The sequence below is a fragment of the Kribbella sp. NBC_01510 genome, assembly GCF_045040325.1.
GTDB lineage: Bacteria > Actinomycetota > Actinomycetes > Propionibacteriales > Kribbellaceae > Kribbella.
In genome coordinates, this window is the sequence record NZ_CP109418.1 from 1,154,887 (window position 1) to 1,172,900 (window position 18,014).

General features: G+C 67.0%; 18 protein-coding genes. 14 read left to right on the forward strand and 4 right to left on the reverse strand.

All coding sequences use genetic code 11. From position 1 onward, the window contains the following. Positions 1-128: 128 nt before the first annotated feature. From OG558_RS05605 to OG558_RS05635, 7 genes are all read left to right on the forward strand, one after another. Positions 129-788 carry a class I SAM-dependent methyltransferase gene (locus OG558_RS05605; protein ID WP_405069264.1) on the forward strand — a complete coding sequence of 220 codons (660 nt, stop codon included), beginning with the start codon at positions 129-131 and terminating at the stop codon, positions 786-788. Between the two features lie 52 nt (positions 789-840). Continuing rightward, positions 841-2,406 (forward strand): IS1182 family transposase, encoded by a 1,566-nt coding sequence (locus OG558_RS05610; RefSeq protein ID WP_405069265.1) that lies wholly within the window; start codon positions 841-843, stop codon positions 2,404-2,406. A 490-nt stretch (positions 2,407-2,896) separates the two neighbouring features. Further along, positions 2,897-3,664: a GNAT family N-acetyltransferase gene (locus tag OG558_RS05615; RefSeq protein WP_405069266.1), complete on the forward strand. Its 768-nt coding sequence runs from the start codon at positions 2,897-2,899 to the stop codon at positions 3,662-3,664. Between the two features lie 151 nt (positions 3,665-3,815). Then, entirely contained in the window at positions 3,816-4,571 is a 756-nt protein-coding gene (locus tag OG558_RS05620; RefSeq protein WP_405069267.1) for a nucleoside phosphorylase, read from the forward strand. Positions 4,572-5,138: 567 nt separating this feature from the next. Further along, on the forward strand, positions 5,139-5,408 hold the full coding sequence (locus tag OG558_RS05625) for a hypothetical protein (protein WP_329482086.1): 270 nt from the start codon (positions 5,139-5,141) through the stop codon (positions 5,406-5,408). A gap of 181 nt (positions 5,409-5,589) precedes the next feature. Further along, complete coding sequence (locus OG558_RS05630) at positions 5,590-6,264, forward strand: cytidylate kinase family protein (RefSeq protein ID WP_405069268.1); 675 nt, start codon at positions 5,590-5,592, stop codon at positions 6,262-6,264. Positions 6,265-6,337: 73 nt separating this feature from the next. Next, on the forward strand, positions 6,338-6,640 hold the full coding sequence (locus OG558_RS05635; protein WP_405069269.1) for a MafI family immunity protein: 303 nt from the start codon (positions 6,338-6,340) through the stop codon (positions 6,638-6,640). Positions 6,641-6,792: 152 nt separating this feature from the next. Here the strand turns inward: OG558_RS05635 and OG558_RS05640 are convergent, their stop codons facing one another. Beyond that, positions 6,793-7,524 (reverse strand): VOC family protein, encoded by a 732-nt coding sequence (locus OG558_RS05640; protein WP_405069270.1) that lies wholly within the window; start codon positions 7,522-7,524, stop codon positions 6,793-6,795. Positions 7,525-7,859: 335 nt separating this feature from the next. Between OG558_RS05640 and OG558_RS05645 the strand changes: the two genes are divergently transcribed. Beyond that, positions 7,860-9,896, forward strand: coding sequence for a glycoside hydrolase domain-containing protein (locus OG558_RS05645; protein ID WP_405069271.1), 2,037 nt, complete (start codon positions 7,860-7,862; stop codon positions 9,894-9,896). Between the two features lie 367 nt (positions 9,897-10,263). Here OG558_RS05645 and OG558_RS05650 read toward each other — a convergent pair whose 3' ends face one another. Next, on the reverse strand, positions 10,264-10,851 hold the full coding sequence (locus tag OG558_RS05650) for a GNAT family N-acetyltransferase (RefSeq protein WP_405069272.1): 588 nt from the start codon (positions 10,849-10,851) through the stop codon (positions 10,264-10,266). A 200-nt stretch (positions 10,852-11,051) separates the two neighbouring features. Between OG558_RS05650 and OG558_RS05655 the strand changes: the two genes are divergently transcribed. The 3 genes from OG558_RS05655 to OG558_RS05665 all read left to right on the forward strand — a co-directional run bounded on the left by OG558_RS05655 (position 11,052) and on the right by OG558_RS05665 (position 13,148). Next, on the forward strand, positions 11,052-11,456 hold the full coding sequence (locus tag OG558_RS05655) for an NUDIX domain-containing protein (RefSeq protein ID WP_405069273.1): 405 nt from the start codon (positions 11,052-11,054) through the stop codon (positions 11,454-11,456). A 49-nt stretch (positions 11,457-11,505) separates the two neighbouring features. After that, positions 11,506-11,805 carry a hypothetical protein gene (locus OG558_RS05660; protein WP_405069274.1) on the forward strand — a complete coding sequence of 100 codons (300 nt, stop codon included), beginning with the start codon at positions 11,506-11,508 and terminating at the stop codon, positions 11,803-11,805. Between the two features lie 218 nt (positions 11,806-12,023). After that, complete coding sequence (locus OG558_RS05665; RefSeq protein WP_405069275.1) at positions 12,024-13,148, forward strand: squalene cyclase; 1,125 nt, start codon at positions 12,024-12,026, stop codon at positions 13,146-13,148. Between the two features lie 124 nt (positions 13,149-13,272). Here the strand turns inward: OG558_RS05665 and OG558_RS05670 are convergent, their stop codons facing one another. Continuing rightward, positions 13,273-14,391, reverse strand: a complete 1,119-nt coding sequence (locus OG558_RS05670) for a phosphotransferase enzyme family protein (protein ID WP_405069276.1) — start codon at positions 14,389-14,391, stop codon at positions 13,273-13,275. A gap of 406 nt (positions 14,392-14,797) precedes the next feature. Between OG558_RS05670 and OG558_RS05675 the strand changes: the two genes are divergently transcribed. Then, complete coding sequence (locus tag OG558_RS05675) at positions 14,798-15,703, forward strand: GNAT family N-acetyltransferase (protein WP_405069277.1); 906 nt, start codon at positions 14,798-14,800, stop codon at positions 15,701-15,703. Positions 15,704-15,841: 138 nt separating this feature from the next. Here the strand turns inward: OG558_RS05675 and OG558_RS05680 are convergent, their stop codons facing one another. Further along, on the reverse strand, positions 15,842-16,144 hold the full coding sequence (locus tag OG558_RS05680; protein WP_405069278.1) for a hypothetical protein: 303 nt from the start codon (positions 16,142-16,144) through the stop codon (positions 15,842-15,844). A 259-nt stretch (positions 16,145-16,403) separates the two neighbouring features. On the opposite strand from OG558_RS05680, the gene OG558_RS05685 reads away from it, so the two are divergent. Both OG558_RS05685 and OG558_RS05690 read left to right on the forward strand, forming a co-directional pair. Further along, positions 16,404-16,652, forward strand: a complete 249-nt coding sequence (locus OG558_RS05685; RefSeq protein ID WP_405069279.1) for a hypothetical protein — start codon at positions 16,404-16,406, stop codon at positions 16,650-16,652. 452 nt (positions 16,653-17,104) lie between these two features. Beyond that, positions 17,105-17,875 carry a maleylpyruvate isomerase family mycothiol-dependent enzyme gene (locus OG558_RS05690; RefSeq protein ID WP_405069280.1) on the forward strand — a complete coding sequence of 257 codons (771 nt, stop codon included), beginning with the start codon at positions 17,105-17,107 and terminating at the stop codon, positions 17,873-17,875. Positions 17,876-18,014 lie beyond the last annotated feature (139 nt).

Consider the following 18,014-nt stretch of genomic DNA (forward strand, 5'->3'; position numbering starts at 1 on the left):
TCCAGCCATTTCGCCCACCGCAGGTTTACCCGCGGACCAAACAAACGAAGAGATCCGATGCAAAAGGCGGACCCGCGATGAAGAATTTCGGTTGCGCTCGCGGAGGCCTCACCGCTTGACTGCCGGTCATGTCCGATGACGAGGCACCGCCAGGCCACGCTGCCCGAAACCAGACGATCTGGGATGACCGGTACAGCGCATGGTTCGGGAGCCGGGCAGCGCAGCAATGGGCCGCCGAGCCGCATTGGGGGATCTGGGCAACACCGGAATCCGACTTGCACGTGCTCCCGGAACTGAGCGGGAAGGACGTCATCGACCTGGGCTGCGGGACTGCCTACATCGGGGCATGGGTGATGCGGGCCGGCGGTCGTCCGGTAGGCATCGACAACTCGGCCGAGCAGCTCGCGACTGCCGAAGCACTCCAACAGGAGTTCGGCCTGGTGTTCCCACTGATCCACGGCAACGCGGAGCAGGTCCCGCTGCCAGACAACAGCTTCGACGTGGCGATCAGTGAGTACGGCGCCAGCAGCTGGTGTGACCCGACGCTGTGGATTCCAGAAGCCGCCCGGCTTGTCCGGTCCGGCGGCCAGCTGATCTTCCTGCGCAACTCCACCCTCGTGGAACTGTGCACGGCTCCTGATGCCGAAGCGGCAGGAGACCGCCTCAGCCGACCGTACGCAGACGTCGCACGGATCAACCGGCCCGATGGCGGCACCCACTTCCAGCTACCGACCGGCCCGACGATCAAGCTCCTCCGACAATCCGGATTCCAGCTAGGAGACCGCTGAATAATCGGAGTGTCGTCCCGGCGGTTGGTGAGCTGTTCGGGAGGATTGTCTGGTGCAGGGTGTGGAGCGGTCTGATCGGGAGTTGCTGGACGCGTGGGCGCTGGTTGGTCATCTGGTTCCTGATGGCAGCATGTTCGCGTTCTTGGCCGAGCATCGGCGGGAGTTGTTCGCCGACAGCGAGTTCGATGACTTGTTTCCGTCGGTGAGGGGGCGGCCGTCGATCCCGGCGTCGGTGATGGCGTCGATCCTGGTGCTGCAGACGTTGCATGATTACTCCGACCGGGAGACCGCGGAGGCGGCACGGTGTGATCTGCGGTGGAAGGTTGCGACCGGTTTGGCGTTGGACCACAAGGGTTTCGATGCCTCGACGCTGGTGTATTGGCGCCGCCGGCTGGCGACGTCGGATCGCCCACATCGGATCAGCGACGCGGTCCGTGAGGTCGTGGAAGCGACGGGGGTGGTGCGGGGCCGGTCGAGGCGGGCGGTGGATTCCACGATCCTGGACGACGCGGTGGCCACGCAGGACACGATCACTCAGCTGGTCTCGGTGATTCGCCGGGTCGGGCGGCAGGTGCCCGGTGCGATGGCGCTGATCGCGGCGGTGTGTACCGGCCACGACTACTCCCGGCCGGGCAAGCCGGTGATCGACTGGGACGATCCGGCCGCGCGGGAGGCGCTGGTGTCGGCGCTGGTCAACGACGCGAACGCGCTGGTTGATGCCCTGAGCGGGACGAAGCTGGACGACGATGCCGAACAGGTGGTGGCGTTGCTGGCGTTGATCGCCGGCCAAGACGTCGAGCCGGCCGAGGGCAGCGACGGCACCGACGGGCGGTGGCGGATCGCGCGGCGGGTCGCGCCGGAGCGGGTGATCTCCACGGTGGACCCCGAGGCCCGGCATACCCGCAAGTCGCCCCGCAACACCCGCGACGGGTATCGGGCGCATGTGGCGGCCGAGCCGCAAACCGCGATCATCACCGACGAGGCACTCACTCCTGCCGCCGGGGCCGACAACAGTGACGCCGCCGTGGCGGGGAGGTTCCTCGACGCCGAGACCGAGCCGCGCCAGTGGTACGGCGATTCCGCCTACGGCACCGGGGATCTGCGCGGCGCGATCGAGGACGCCGGGCATGCGGCGGTGATCAAACCCGGCCCGGTGAAGGCCCCGATCGAGGGCGGGTTCACCATCGACGACTTCACCGTGGACGAGGCGGCCGGGCAGGCCCGTTGCCCGGCCGGACACACCCGGGCGATCACCAAGACACGCGCCGTGGCCTTCGGCGTACTGTGTCGCGACTGCCCGCTACGAACCCGCTGCACCACAGCCAAGGACGGCCGCACACTCCACCTGACCGACCGCGACGCGCTGCTGCGCCAAGCCCGCCGTGACTGGTCCGGCAACCCCGACCTGCGCCAGGACTACCGCACCTTCCGACCCAACGTGGAACGAGTCATATCCCAGATCGCCAGCCAAGGCGGGCGCCGCGTCAAACTCCGCTACCGCGGCACCACCAAGAACAACGCCTGGCTCAAACACCGCACCGCCGCCCTCAACCTGCGCAACCTCATCGGCCGAGGGCTGACCCTCACCGCCGGCACCTGGACCCTCACCACCACCTGACACACCGCAGGCCCGCCACCGCCACGACCCCCAGCACTCCCGGCACACACGACCCGACCAACTGGCCACACACACCCACCACACACCCGCCACAGACCCAGATCCGCGGACCGACTCGCCCCGGACCAGACCCCACCCGTCGACACCGAACCGAAAGCGGCCCTAATTCAGCGGGCTCCTAGACGAACTCACCGAGTACGTCGCCCCCGCAGACGCCCACTCCAACTACGGCTACGTCCCACCCGAATGGGCGTCGGCTTGGCCGAGCGTCGAGCTATGGAAGGCAACGCGCCAGTAGGACCGCCGGCAGTCGGGACCCGACCCAAATCGGTTGAGCCGCTGTGCAGCTCAAGCGATGCTGGGCGAGCCAATCCACCCACGGGAGGTTGCAGTGCGACGACGAGATTTCGAAGCGCCCGACGACCTTCGGTTGATGTAGGACCTGGTCCAGCGGACCTGGAGTCCGGGGTCACGGTTGCACATCGGCGACGTGGCCTGGCAACGCAGCGTGGACTCCGGCCGGCGCGGGGATACCTGGCGTACTGCGCTGTGGGAGGACGACGGCCAGGTGGTCGCTTGGGGATGGGCGGAGCTCCCCGACCACCTCTCGCTCGTGGTCGATCCGGACCGGCCCGAGGTTGCTGCCGAGGTCATTGCGTGGTTCCGCTCGCTCGCACCCAACGGAGCCTGCAGCGTCCTCGAGAGTGAGACCCACCTCGTCTCCGCGCTGGAGGCCGCAGGTTTCCACCCGGACGACGGAGCGCCGTTCTTCACCCATCACCGCATCTCGCTGAGCGACCTCCGTACTCCGGTGGTGCCGGACGGGTTGACCCTCCGGCATGTGCGACCCGACGAGGTGGAGAAACAGGCCGCGGGTCATCGCGCCGCCTGGTCCGATTGGGGCCCGTCGAAGGTGACCGACGAGGATTTCGCCGCGGTGATGACCACCTGGCCCTACCGGCCCGAGCTCGACTGGGTCGTCGAAGCCCCGACCGGCGACTTCGTTGCCACCGCGTTGATCTGGCACGATCGGGTGCACGGCATCGGCCTCGTGGAGCCGGTCGGCTGCGCCCCGGAGTACAGGCGTCGAGGGCTAGGCCAGGCGGTCAACCTAGCCGCACTGCACGCCTTGCGCGAGGCGGGTGGCACCGACGCATTGGTCTGCCCACGCGGTGACGACGGCTACCCGCAAGCGCGGGCGCTCTACCAATCCATCGGCTTCAAGCCAGGCGCGAGAACCAAGCTCTACGTCACCTGACAACAACGTCGCGGCGCACGTCCGGTGACATGAGCGAGTGCGCGGACGCGTTCACCGAATCAACTGCCGCCCGGGGCGCACGAGCTGCTCTTGTATTCGGCACAACCGGGCACACATCCAGCGTGAATCGGTTGTGGTAGGACTGGCAGCTGTGACATCACCATTGCTCGAAACCGATCTCACCGAGCCCGGGGTGCTGGACCCCGCCGGCCTGCAGCCTCCGATCACCGACCTGCCGAAGGTCGCGGTGATGTGCTTCTTCCAGGAGGTCATCAGCCAGGCCGGCGCCAAACAATCCGCCAACCTCAGCGTGTACGGCGGGTGCCCGGTCTACGAAGACGACCGCCACGGTCCGCGCATCGCCTTCTTCTACCCCGGTCTCGGCGCTCCCGCAGTCGTCGCCACCATGGAAGAAATGATCGCTAACGGCTGTCACACCTTCATCGCGGTCGGGGGCGCCGGCGCACTCGTCCCAGAGCTCGCACTCGGCCACGCGATGGTCGTCGACCAGGCCCTTCGCGACGAAGGCACCTCACACCACTACCTGCCGCCATCCAGATTCGTCGAAGCCGATCGTGAGGTCTCCCAGGCAATCGTGTCGGCCTGCGAACGATCCGGTCTCGCTGTCGGCCGCGGAAACTCCTGGACCACCGACGCCATCTTCCGTGAGACCCGCAGCCGCATCGACCGCCGGGTCGAGGAAGGCTGCTCCATGGTCGAGATGGAAGCGTCGGCATTCTTTGCCGTCGGCAAGCACCGCGGCGTCCGAGTCGGGCAACTCCTGTACGCCGGCGACACCCTCGCCGCGGACGACTGGGACGGCCGCGACTGGACCAGCGCCACCCAGACCCGGCAATCGCTGTTCGACATCTGCCTGGACGCCGCAGCCAGCCTCACCCAAGACTGAGGCGCGGAGGTAGCGAAACTCGGCGTAATCCCAATCAGAGCGCGATCGAGTCCGCCGAGGAACGTCCCACATTCGGCACGACCGCGCCTTGCAGTCTGCGGTATGTCAGGGTGTTGCAGTGACGCCGAACCGATTCGTGGTTGGCCCGAGGTCGTCGGACGGGTCGTTTCAACTCCTGCGGATGCCGGATGGTCTGGCACTGCGAGCTCGATCGTGGGACGACGTGTGGGCTGCATGTCCCGAGTTCAACGTTCCTTGGCGCGTCGTCAGCCGGGTGTTCAGCGTAGGGTCGACGCATGGCTTTGCATGATGGATACGTGTTGCTGGGTCATGGCCCGTCTGCCACGGGGTCCACTGGAGGCTGGTCCATGCGGCCAGAGCTCTTCGCGGAATGTCCCCGCTGCGGCGAACTGATGGCCCTCGATCCCAACGACACCGTGAGTTGCCCATGCGGCAGTCTCTCCAACGACGCCGACGCCGGCCGCTTCGGCAGTACGCTCGGAGACGAAAGCATCGCCATCTATCGCCAGAGCTGAGCGTGCATCCGTACTCCTCTAGGCTTCTGGGGTGACCAAGTCCGAACTGGACCTGCTCTCAGACGATTACGAGGGCGCAGAGATGCAGTTTCTTGCGGCTGTCCGCAACGACGCGGATCGCTCCCAGCTCGCCGTCAAGGCAAGGGCCGTCGCCACGGCCACCCACGGGTTCAATACGGAGGCCTATCGGTGCTTCCACAGTGGTGCGGAGAACGCCTGGATGCTCCTCGATCAGTTGACCGAGCGGACAGAGGTCTTGGCCGACTTGTGGGAGGACATCGCAAAGGCCTACGAGACGTAGGGAGACGTCAGCGATCCACTAAACGCGGCATGTCCGTGCGATTGCGATCCGGCGTGCCGGAGCCACTTTCGCCCGCTGCGCTCTTGCCGTACTCGACGCGGTAGCTCCAGGCTGCTACTGGCCAGGCGCGCTTAGGGTAGGCCCCCGACAGGTCTTCACGAGGCAGGGACGGCGGCAGAACATGGACAACGGCACCCGCGACGAGATGCTCAGTCGCTTGGCCGAGGCGGTCGGGTCCGTCACGGTCGCGCACCCGACGCGGGTTGCCGTCGACGGACCGCCCGCCGCCGGCAAAACCACGCTGGCCGACGAACTGGCCGTCGTCCTGCGCGCTCAGGGCCGCGACGTCATCCGCGCGACGATCGAGGGGTTCCTCTTCCCCAAGGCACAGCGCTACAGGCGCGGCGAGTACTCGCCCGAAGGCTGCTACCTCGACAACCACGACTACGACGCGCTGAACCGAGTCCTGCTAGATCCGCTCGGCCCGGGCGGCGACCAACGTTTCCAGCACGCGGTCTACGACCGCACCACGGACACCGCGCTGTCCCCGCAGGTCTCGACGGCCCCCGCCGAGGCCGTGCTGGTCTTCGACGGCGTCTTCCTCCTGCGCCCGGAACTGATCGATCGGTGGGACCTGCGCATCTTCGTGTCGACCGCATTCGAGGAGACCGTGGATCGCGCCCGGATCCGGGAGCAGGGGGTGATGTCCGCCGCCGACGTCGAGCGCCGCTGGCGCGAGCGCTACATCCCCTCGCAACAGTTCTACTTCGCGACGGTCCGCCCGACCGATCAAGCCGACATCGTCGTGCACAATGGCAACACCCAGCAGCCGGCATGGGAGGCCCGAACACCCTGACCGCACTCAATTCGGCATGAGCGCGCATCGCGGCACGAGCGGACGTTGGACGCGACGGCGATAGCCTCTACCAGTGGACGGCGACACAGTGCAACGCCTGAGGATGCTGGCGCACTCGCTATGGGGACGGGCCACCCGTGACAGCGATGCCGCATTGGGTGCCTCCTTCGACGTGCGAGTCGCAGACTCTCTCGATCTGGTGGCCCACGGCGAACCCGGAGTTGCTTTCGAGAACCTGGCCCAGAACGTGTACGAGTTCGACGTGCCACTCAGGGAGCCGGAGTACCGGGCCTTCGCGGAGATTGGAGGGTCGCTCAGGCTCAACCCAAGTGCGTGGTTGTTCCTTCGCGACCTGGTGATCCAGGTCGATCGCTGACTCTGGGTGTGTCGTCAGTATCCGGCTCATCGGCATGACCCGCGCTGATCGCGGCGGATCCGGGCGTGGCGAATTGCTTGTAGGCAATGCCGGCTAGGGCGCGTCGCAAGTCCGGTCTCGTGGCCGTAGTGAGCGGATGAAGAGGGTTTGGGTCAGCCTGGGGCGAGGAGGCAGAACTCGTTGCCTTCCGGGTCGGCGAAGACCGTCCACGTGACGTCGCTCTGGCCTAGGTCGATGGCGGTGGCGCCGAGAGTCCGCAGTCTGGCCGCCTCTGCCTCCAGGTCGTCACCTGGGTATGGGCGGAGGTCGAGATGGACTCGGTTCCACACGGTCTTCACGTCGGGTGTGCGGAGGAACTGCAGATATGGGCCGACGCCCTTGGCGGAGCGCAGTACCGCGTTGTGGTCGGTCACCTTGTGCAGGGTCCAGTCCATGGCCTTGCCCCAGAAGCGGGCCATGGCTCGCGGATCCGCGCAGTCGACCACTACCGTGGCGATCGGTCCGGTGTCTTGGTACAGCGAGTCCAGCACGCAGAACTCGTTGCCCTCTGGGTCGGCCATGACCGTCCATGGGACGTCGCCCTGGCCTACGTCGGCGGGTGTTGCGCCGAGATCCTTCAGGCGCGTGACCACCTCCGCCTGATGGGCCGCCGAGGTGGTGGCGAGGTCGACGTGCACGCGGTTCTTCCCCGTCTTGGGTTCCGGGGAGGCGATGAGGTCGAGGCAGACGGCGACGGGGTCGGGGTAGACGAAGCCCTCGGGTTCGAGGTTGGTCACGCCGGGTCCCTCGCTGGAGACTCCCCAGCCGAGCGCCTCCGCCCAGAAACCGCCCAGCGCGGAGTCGTCCCGAGCCTTCATGTTGATTTGAACAAGCCGCGTTGCCATGCCGACGATGCTAGCGGCAGCAGCACATCAAGATCAGCCGTACTGATCTCGGCAGATCAGGACGTTCCTAATCGCCTGCTGGCCTCCAGTCTGTGACACCGTCTCGCCTTCGTGGCGATCGCGGCAGTCCGTTGGTCCGCAGCGCATGCTGCCACAGTCGCTGCCCCCTGACCGCTGCCCCTGTGATCTGCATCGATAGCATTCGGGCATCGAGGCGAGTGCCGGACGCTCTTGGACAGAGCGGCGGGCACTCGTCTTGACTTGGGGATCAGGGGTTGGGACTGGGGGTCGCACTTTCCGCCGGACCAGCCGTCCGCCGAAAGTGAGGAGCTTCTGTGAGGCTGTACAGACCCGGGGCGCTGATTGTCGCCCTTGGACTGGTCGCCGGGGTCGCCGCCGTGGTGACCATCAGCCGCCCGGCCGCCGCGGACGAGACCCAGAAGGTCTCGTACCGCGGCTACGAAGTCACTGTCCCAGCGAGTTGGCCGGTCGTCGACCTGGCCGCCAACCCCACTACCTGCGTCCGTTTCGACCGTCCCGCCGTGTACCTGGGCCGTAGCACCGCTCAGGCCAACTGCCCGGCCCACCTGGTCGGCCGCAGCGAAGGACTCGTTCTCGAGCCGTTGACCAAGGAACAGCAGTCGGCACCTGGCCTGCTGCGTCGTGCCGTCAAGGATGCCGGCGTACTCGCGACGGCCTACTACGCTCCGGGCGACGAGCAGGCGGCGGACGACGTACTGGCCACCGGTCGCGTCGTCTCGAAGACCCAGTCCGCCCAGATCGCTCAGCCGGCTGCTGTGGCGCCGTCGGTAGTCGCCACGGGCAACTTCACCGGTCAGGCGTTCGACGCTTGTACGGCGCCGAGCCAGTCGACGATGGACGCCTGGCTGCCGGACTACAAGGCCCTCGGCATCTACATCAGTGGTGGCTTGCGCGCCTGTGCGCAGCCGAACCTGACGCCTGACTGGGTGTCGGCCAACGCGAGCAAGGGCTGGCAGTTCCTGCTGATCGACGTCGGCATGCAGGCGCCCTGCACGAACTTCAGCAGCAAGATGTCTACTGACCCGGCCACCGCGCTGGCGCAGGGCAAGACCGCCGCTGCCAACGCCGTCGCTGCCGCGCAGGCGCTTGGGTTCGCGCAGCGGAGCGTGATCTACAGCGACATCGAGGGCTACACCTCCACGGCCGCGTGCAAGGCCTCAGTGCTGTCCTACCTGAGCGGTTGGACTCAGGAGCTCAATGCCCGCGGCTACCTCGGTGGTGCCTACGTAGGAGCCGGGTCGGGTGGTGTCGACCTGAACAGCGCCTACACCAGTACGGCGTACACGCGTCCGGACAACCTTTGGTTCGCCCGCTGGAACAACGTGGCGGCTGTCACCGACGACAAGTACATCTCGAGCACGTACTGGACGAACCACCAGCGGGTGCACCAGTACGTCGGCAACGCCACCGAGACCCACGGCGGCGTGAGCATGAACATCGACAAGAACTGGGCGGACCTCACTCCACCGCCGCCACCTGTCAGCAGCCTCAGCGTGACCGGTTCGGTGGGCTCTGCCACCCTGCGTTGGACCAGTCCGGCCGGCACGACACTCGGTCAGATCATCGTCCGCGGCGCAGCGGGCAATACCGCGCCGGCGCTGCCGACGTCCGGTACGGCGATCTACAACGGCACCGCGAGCCTCTACGCCGTGACCGGTTTGGCGAACTCCGCCAGCTACGCCTACCGGGCCTGGGTGAAGGACAGCACCGGAAAGATCGGGCCGGGCATCGGGGTGCGTCTGATCGGCACGAAGGCCACGATCACGGCCAGTGCCGCCTCGATCATGTACACCCGGGCGGTCACCGTGAGCACCACGGTGACGCGGATCAACGACGGCGGCAAGCTGTCCGGCGTACCGGTTTACCTGTACTCGAAGGCGAAGACCGCGACGAAGTGGTCGTTGGTGGGACAGTTCACGTCTGATGCCAACGGCGTGGTCAGTTCGGCGCAGAAGCCCGGAGTGTCGACGTACTACATGTGGGGCTACAACGGCACGACGGGTTTGCTGGGCACGCGGAGCACGACTGTGCTGGTCCAGGTCCAGCCGGCGATGTCGGCGTACCTGACCCCATCCTCGATTCTGCTTGGTCAGTCGTCGGTGCTGTACGGGTATCTGAACCCGCCGCACGCCGGGATGACCGTCTACTTGCAGCGCCGATCGGGAACCAGTTGGGTCGCAGTGACGACGGGAAAGCTGGCGACGAACGGAAAGTTTGCGTTCAGCATCAAGCCGACTGCACGCGGCACGTACACGTACCGCGTCGTATGGCTGGCAGACGCCGACCACCAGGGGACGCAGACAGCGTCGAAGGTCCTGACGGTCAGCTGACCGCGGTCAGGCCGGCCGCCACACTTCGACTGTGTGCGGTCGGCCTGTCGTACCGCGCCGGCGTGATCACGGATCGAGGTTCACGAGGCGCTGCCGGCCGGCGTCGCGGCGTCGCTGCGGGCACATCGGCACCCGCGCCTTTACTGCCTGCGGCATGAGAGTGCGTTTTCTTCCTGGCGCGGCATGAAGCACAGCATGGCACGCGCCCGCTGACGAAGGTCGCCCTCGCTTGCGGATCAGTCGCGGAAGCCCGCCATACGGTCCCACGAAAGTGTGCACGTACGCGCAATCGTGGAGAAGCCGAGCGACTCGTACAGACGAGGCGGTGCCGGGTAGCCGTCGTCTCCGCGTGGAGCGCTGGACCGGATCAGTCGCGCGCGCTCGGGCCCACCTCGCGCACCATCACGCAGTTGCCCTGGCCCTTGGGCCGGTCGTAGGTGAAGCCCTCGCGCTCGTACATCGTGCGGGTGCCGTTGTAGAGGAACGACGAGTTCTTCTTCCGGACCCCGCCGGTGTCGTGCGGGTAGCCCTCGACCAGGCCACCGCCGGCCTGCGCGATCAGCTCGACGGCTCCGCGCAGCGCAATCGCCGCCAGGCCCTGACCGCGAAGGCCGCGCTCGACCAGGATGCAGGTGACCCGGTAGTCGGGCAGTCGCTCGGCAGTGGCGACGTACTCCTTGCGGTGCTGGATGTTGGGCAGCTCCTCGGGTGATCCGTACTCCGCCCAGGCTACGGCCCGGTCGCCGTCGTAGACCAGCGCCGCGTGCGCGATCCCGTCGGCCACCAGACGTTGCTTGAGCGCCCGGTTCCCCTCGGCGCTCTGGCCCTTCTCCGCGCAGTCGGGATGGAAATGCGTGCACCAGCAGCTGGCGAACATGCCCTTGTTCCGCTCGACGAGAGCGGCGAAGTCGTCGAACGTCTCCGGCGTGAGCGCCTTGATCGTGAAGTCGGACATGCCAGCAACGTACCCCCGGTTCCGGACGTTCAGCGTCCGGTAACTCAGTTTCCGGGCAGCGTACGCACCGTCGCGGCCGAGGAGCACGGCCGGCCTGCCGAGCTCGACGAGCCTCGGTCGACGCCAACCCGCTGTCATCGACATGACCGCGCGCTTCCCCCTCGGCGGCATGAGAGTGCGTTCGCGTCTAATGTGTCGCCATGGTCGCCCAGATTCCGATCTCAGTCGCGGCACTTGTGCGCGACGGTCTCGTGCTCCTGGTGCATCGCCATCCATCGCGTCGCTGGTATCCCGACTGCTGGGACCTCGTCGGCGGACATGTCGAGTCAGGCGAGTTGCCTCACCAGGCCGTCAGTCGGGAATGCCTCGAAGAACTCGGGGTCCACGTCCACGACCCTCAGCCCATTCCTATGACAGTCAGCGACCCCACCCTCGACATACATGCGTTCCTCGTCACGCGCTGGGAAGGGGAACCTGTCAACGCCGCACCCGAGGAGCACGACGATCTTCGCTGGTTCCGGCCCAGCGATCTCGCAGACCTGAAGATGGCCCACCCGGCAAGCCTGTCGAGCATCCACAGTGCCGTCCAGGTCGCAACCGGTTAGCCACAACGAACCCGTCCGCACCGCCGACATCCGAGTCGGTCCCGTACACATGCACTTCGAAGGTGGCCGAGGAGCGCTCTTCAGCGGCAACGCGGACTGGACGTTCGATGTTGTCGGCACCAGAGCGGGCGACGAATCCGGGCTCGCACCGTTCCAGTACGACATCGACGGTGGGCGATGGACGATGCGAGACGCCGCTGACGAGCCACCGTTTGCGGGCTTCAGGGGTTCCCGGCTGGAGTCATGGACATCTCTGCGCAACGAGATGGGCGAACAGGTAGGAGTAGACCTGGCGTTCGATCTCGGGAACATCTCGCTTAAGGTCCACAAGGGCGAGGTCACAACCTGAGCAGGTGTGCGCTGATCGGCATGTCCGCGCTGACAGCGGCATGAGCGGACGTCTGTTAATCAGCCTGACGGTCCGCTACCTTTCGGAGGGTGGACGTCCCGAACGCCCCCGTGAGCGACTCGTCGAGCAACGCATGCGCCACCGCGCCATGAAGCGTTGGTTGCCTTTAGCGAAGGCGACTCGGACGTTCGTGGCGTCGGCGTAGGTGAGGTTCAGGGATGGAGCCGACGGAGAATCAGGGCCCTTATCAGCCAAGCACGCCGCCGATGGCCGAGGACGATCCGGTTGTGCAGTGGCTGCTGCACGGCGATCCGGCGATCCGCTGGCAGGTGTTGCGCGACCTCGTCAACGCCTCGGAGACCGAGGTGGCGACCGAGCGAGCGCGGGTGGAGCACGAGGGCTGGGGTGCTCGGCTGCTGGCGCTGCGGGCTCCTGATGGCCTGTGGGCGAACGGGGCCTACATTCCGGATACCGCGGCGTTCGCAGCGGCCGCTGCGCGGGCTTTGGCTGCTGGTGAGCCACCGCCGCCTTTCCCATCGCCCGACCCGGAACCGGCCGAGTCACCGACCGACGGGTCGAGTGCCGAGCCGGGCCAGCCGTGGACCGCGACGTACCCGGTCCTGCTCGACCTATGCCATCTGGGCGTACCCCCGGACAGTCCGGTGATGCAAGAGACCGCGCACCTGGTGGCCCGCAACTGCCGCTGGGAGTACGACGGGCTGCCGTTCTTCGCCGGCGAGGTGGACTGCTGCATCAACGCCGGCACGATCCTGATCGGTACCTACCTGGGCGTCGACGTCGACCCGGTGGTGCAGCGGCTCGTGGCCGACCAGATGCCGGATGGTGGCTGGAACTGCTGGGCCGAGACGCGCCCAGCGCCGGCATCTTTCGCAAGCACCCTGGACGTGATCGACGCTCTGCTGAGGTGGGAGCGCCATACCGGCGGATCTGAGGAGGTCCGCCAGGCTCGCCGGAACGGAGAGGAGTACTTGCTCCGGCGCAACCTCTTCCGGTCGTTACGCACGGGCGAGGTGGTCAACCCGCAGTGGGCATTGTTCTCCTACCCCCCACGCTGGCACTACGACCTGCTCAAGGCCACGGAGTACTTCGCCCGGCGTGGGGGCACTCCGGATCCGCGGCTCGCCGAAGCGATCGAACACGTCCGCTCAAAGCGCCGACCCGACGGGCGTTGGCCGCTCGAGAACAGCCACCCCGGCGCGGTCCACTTCCGGTTCGAGGAACCCGACGGCACGCCTAGCCGGTGGAACACCTTGAGGGCGCTGCGAGTACTGCGCTGGTACGACGCGTCCGCCCACTCCGGCAGCGCGAGCCAGGCGACTTGACGACAGGTGGCGACATCACGTCGACGGTGGCATAGGAGCTCGCCACGACCGCTCTGGTGTGCCATCGACCGAGCTCGCGGCAGTGTTGCCCCCACGCCGCGAAGCCTGTGACGCAGAGCGCGACTCAGCCTCGCAACGACGCGATCGCCCGGGCAGCTAGTCGTTCGGCGTGCTCGGGGCGCGCGAGCCAGCCGATCCACCCCTCGTCCATCGTCGGGGTGGACCCGCTGCGCGCCGACTGCCGGTAGTCGAGGCACGCCAGCCACAGCGGTCGCATAGCCAGTACGCCGGGCAGCCGCTCGAACTCCTCACCGGTGAGCTGAACGTGCTCGCGATACCCGCGCGCGACCGCGTCGATGCCCTCCCCATCGCCCTCCCCCGCGGTCGTCAGCAGCCAGGCGAGTGCGGGCAGGCGGGGTCCGCGCCCGGACCCTGCCCAGCCGACGATGGCGAGGTTGCCCGGCCTGCCGACGGCCGCCCATGCGTGGTAGTTCCCGTGGGTGAACGCCTCGGGCAGGCCCTCCGCGTCGTCGGCGTGCTCGACCTTGTCGCGGAGCCACTCGAACATCTCGCGACCCTCGGGAGCGACGGCGTCCTCGACGCTCACCAGAAAGCTCATCGCCGCCGCGAGATCCTGCTTCGGTCGTCCCGCGAAGAAGGCGCCGTCGTGCTCCTCCGACCCTCCGTCCCGCGCGACCGCACCACCGGCCGCGGGCAGTTTGTGCAGGCGGCCGAGCAGGCTCGCCAGCTCGTGGAGCACCGCCGGCGACTGGGTCGGGCGTCCGCCCTCGACGTACTCGGTCACGATCACCCCGCTCCCCTCGAGCACCGACACCGGATCGTCGTGCGCGGGCCGTTCGGCGGGGAAGTCGTGTAAGGCCAGGAACCGCAGGATCTCCGCATCGCCCTCGACGCGGCCGACCGTGTCCGCTGCCGACGAGAAGACTCGAGCGATCCAGGGCGAGCCGTCCTCTCGCTTGACGACCAGCGTCCAGGGGTAGTGGCCAACCCAGGACCCGTGTGGCCGCGTCTCGGGGTCGTCGTCGATGGGCGCGATCGAGGTGATGCTAATGCCGTATCGCGTCTCGAGGTGCGCCCTCAGCTCCGCGAACTCGACGGGGCGAGTGCGAGCAAACGGCGACATGCGGCCCTTCTCCAGCGCGGCGCGGGCCTCGGTGTACCGCAATCCGGTCGCTTGTGCCCGCTGACGCACTGCGCGCTTGAAACTGCCCTCTTTGGTCATGACAAGCCTCCTCGACGTGCCCCATTCCCCCAGCGAAGCGGCACTCGAAACAGGCCTGGACAGCAGCAACCTTGAGGGCAGAATCCCCTTCGCCTTCTCGAGGGCCCGGCTGGGGCAGGTCCTCACGAGGCTGGGCGTCGGCCACGCCGTGCACCGATCCTGCCGGGGCTGGCTGGCCGTGTCAACGGCAACGGAGGTGCAGCGGCGACCGACTGCACCCCCGCAACGCGGCGGCTGGCTCCCGTCGCAAACACGGGCTGCCCCGGGCCTATGGGCAGGAGCCGTTGGGGTCACGGTGGCTCAAACTGGCTGACACCCTCGCCTGCTCGAAACGCGGCAGATGCGGATGTTCGAACGACGGGTAATCCGGTTGCTGTCTGCGCAGCCGACGTGCGAGGTTCGACCTGTGATCCGTCGGCCGGTGTGCGTTGAAGACACGGATGCGCTTGTTCGTCTGTTCCGTTCAGCCGATGTTGCAGAGATCGGGCGAGCTGAGACATCAAGAGCCGACATCGCTGATCTGCTGGCCGCCCCAGGGCTTGATCTTGCGAGGCGTAGCCAGGTCGCCATAGATGAGGGTGACATTCACGGGCTGGTGTTGCTGCATCCTGCGCCGCAGCCCGGCCAGCTCCGGGTCCAATTGCGCGTTGACTCGCGCGAGGGGGGTGGCGAGGTGGCACGCATGCTGCTCGCGCTGGTTGACCAGTGGATCTTGCAGGGTGCCGAGACGAAACCTGTTGAAGCCACGGTCTTCCAGCTTCCACAAGCCCTCGCCGTCCCGCAGTTGGTCGCGTCGGGTTGGACGATCGTGCACAGCTACACCCGAATGAAAGCAGACCTGACGAGGTTCTCCGAGGCACCGACGACAGGCGAAGCGGTGATCCGCCCCGCATCCTCTGAGGCTGAGATGGCAACCGTCCATGCCGTCCTCGAAGAGGCCAACGACGGACACTGGAACCACCAACGACAAAGCTTCGACGATTTCCTTTCCGACCAACAACACCGCGACGGCCACGACCCGTCACTATGGCTCCTTGCCTTCGTCGCAGACCAACCGGCCGCAGCGCTCATCGCCCGCGCACCCGCCGACCGAGCCTGGATCGCCTGGCTCGGAACACTCCCGCAATACCGAGGCAAGGGGCTGGCAACCGCGCTTCTCACCACAGCGTTCACCGAGCTCCACAAGCGCGGACACAGCAGCGTGGGCGTCGACGTCGACACCCACAACGAAACCCACGCGGGTGACGTGTACCAGCGCGCAGGCATGACGATCCTCGGTACCGCAGACCAATGGCGCAAAACATACTGCTGATACGCCACTTCCTATTTCCGCACATCGGCAGATCCGTGCTTCGGTTGTTGCTTGAGGGTTGCGCTTCGGATTAATGCCCGGATTGCGCCATGAGCGATCGTTTCGGATCAAATCCAGGCTGGTCCCAGTCGCCCGGCCTTACGGTCGCTGCATGTCCCAGGCAAGCTCGACGGCGGTACGTATGGCAGTCGGCTCAGCTCGGTCCAGATACGCCTCGACTTTGTGATGGGCCTCGAATCGAGGTGGCACACCGAAGCTGGTCGGGTAGGTGGCGAGCAAGGAGTCTCGTTTGCCCAGCGGTACCCGAATGAGCAGTGTGGTTGGGTCGAGAAGACGGGCGACGAGGCGGTCGTGGACGTACCACGCTGGAAGCGCCGCGGTGCCCTTACGCTTCACCTGCGGCAGGGACTCTACGAATTCGCCGACCTCTTCGGGGGTCACGTTCGAACAGTACGTGGTCCCATTGGGCGGGTCACCCCTGACACGGTACATGCCTCGGCCGCCGGTGCTGTGCTCGACCGGCGGCGGATCCGGGCGGACCGCGGGTCAGGCTAACTGGTCGGGAACGGCTCGTCCGCCCAACGCCACCAGGCTTCGCCCTCGGCGATGTGAAGCAGGTACTCCGCGACAAGGTTGCCGGCTGGATCCTTCAAGGATGCTGAGTCCACGCGTCAGTCTCCTCGTCCAGCGACGAGTTGAGATGTCTCAGCTCGTCTTCGAAGAGCGGCTCGACCAACTCGGAGCCCTGACGGCGCACGACTTGTGCGCTGTGCCACGGGAAGTCGGCGGACGTCACGTGAAGCTCTGCAACGACCTCGCCGACGTGCAACAACCGCCAGACTTCAGAACTTTTCGCAACGTGCAGGACGCCACCGAGTTCTGCTCGCACATCGGCACGACCGGAAGGTTCTGTCAGGTTGCGGAGGCCATATACGCGGCGAGGATGTAGTTGGGGTGGCGGTCGAGGTTGTTGCGGGCTCGGTCGTAGCGCATGGTGGTTCGGATTGGGCCGGTCCGTGGGGGCGCACATATTCGGCTGGGGAGTGCTCGAGGACGCGGTCCATCACGCAGGTCCGGTAGAAGCCCGCCACGACCGACAACCTGCGCGATACCGTCGATGGCTGGTACCGGCGCACCTCCTGTAACCAACGGATATATAGAGCTCAAATGTGTGGCCGACCGGCCGCCAGCGGGTCCAGCCCGGCGCTCGTACCACACCAGATAGCCCCGCAGGTCGGGGTCGGTGCACGCCAGGTCGCGTCAACCACACACACACGCTCACCATCTGCGGCATGTGGGTGAGCTCGGATCGGCATGTCCGGGCGTGGAGCCGTTCTCCTTGAGCTGGACGGGATCCTCGCCCGCCGGAAGAAAGCCGCAGCCCGCGAGGTTGGGCCCGGTATGACCACACTTGTCGACCGCGCCGTCGCAGCGCTGCGTGCCAACCACGACACCCTCGCCGCACTGGTGCCGACCTTGACCGAACAACAGCTGAGGGACCGCAGTGGGGCGGCGGAGTGGACCGTCGCGCAGGCGCTCTCGCACCTCGGAAGCGGTGCCGAGATCTCCCGCAAGCCGATCGCGATCGCCGCAGGCGAGCAGGTCGAGACCGAGGACAACCAGTCGATCTGGGCCCGGTGGAACGCCGCGTCTCCGGCCGACCAAGCGGCCGCGTTCGTCAAGCACGACGCGGCGTACCTCGACACCGTCCAGGCGCTCAGCGCCGAGCAGCGCGATCGCCAGATCGACCTGGGCATCCTGCCCCAGCCGGTGCCGCTGGTCGTCGCGCTCGGCATGCGGCTTACCGAGGTCGCCAACCACGCCTGGGACGTGCGCGTCGGCGTCGACCCGTCGGCGACCGTGGATCCGGAATCGGCCGAGCTACTCGTCGAGCTCTTCGGCGGGCCGCTGGCCTTCCTTCTGGGCTTTGCCGGCAAAGCCGATCAGGTCGAGCGGGAGGTCCGCCTGGCGATCCCGGGCGGCGGCATCCAGATCAACGACACCGTCACCGTGACCGACGCGGTCGATGACCCGACGGCCACATTCGACGGTCCAGCAGAGGCCGTGGTGCGGCTGCTGAGCGGACGCCTCGGCGCCGAGCACGCCGCCGGCGTGAGCGTGACCGGCAACGTCACGCTGGACGAACTCCGGAAGGTCTTCCCCGGCTACTAGGCCGCGAGGCCCTTGAGGCCACGCCAGACCTCGGACTGTTCCGGAGTCCGCGATGCCTCGGGCCACACCCACGTCCTCTCATCGGCAGTTCAGGCCTCGCCAGGTTTACCGGATCTCGGCGCGACCGCGCGATCAGCGG

Coding starts and splice junctions, on each gene's coding strand:
- OG558_RS05670 (WP_405069276.1), bottom strand. CDS start 14,391: ATGACCAAAGAGGGCAGTTTCAAGCGCGCAGTGCGTCAGCGGGCACAA.
- OG558_RS05685 (WP_405069279.1), top strand. CDS start 16,404: ATGTCTCAGCTCGTCTTCGAAGAGCGGCTCGACCAACTCGGAGCCCTG.
- OG558_RS05655 (WP_405069273.1), top strand. CDS start 11,052: ATGGTCGCCCAGATTCCGATCTCAGTCGCGGCACTTGTGCGCGACGGT.
- OG558_RS05690 (WP_405069280.1), top strand. CDS start 17,105: ATGACCACACTTGTCGACCGCGCCGTCGCAGCGCTGCGTGCCAACCAC.
- OG558_RS05660 (WP_405069274.1), top strand. CDS start 11,506: ATGCACTTCGAAGGTGGCCGAGGAGCGCTCTTCAGCGGCAACGCGGAC.
- OG558_RS05665 (WP_405069275.1), top strand. CDS start 12,024: ATGGAGCCGACGGAGAATCAGGGCCCTTATCAGCCAAGCACGCCGCCG.
- OG558_RS05630 (WP_405069268.1), top strand. CDS start 5,590: ATGGACAACGGCACCCGCGACGAGATGCTCAGTCGCTTGGCCGAGGCG.
- OG558_RS05640 (WP_405069270.1), bottom strand. CDS start 7,524: ATGGCAACGCGGCTTGTTCAAATCAACATGAAGGCTCGGGACGACTCC.
- OG558_RS05650 (WP_405069272.1), bottom strand. CDS start 10,851: ATGTCCGACTTCACGATCAAGGCGCTCACGCCGGAGACGTTCGACGAC.
- OG558_RS05605 (WP_405069264.1), top strand. CDS start 129: ATGTCCGATGACGAGGCACCGCCAGGCCACGCTGCCCGAAACCAGACG.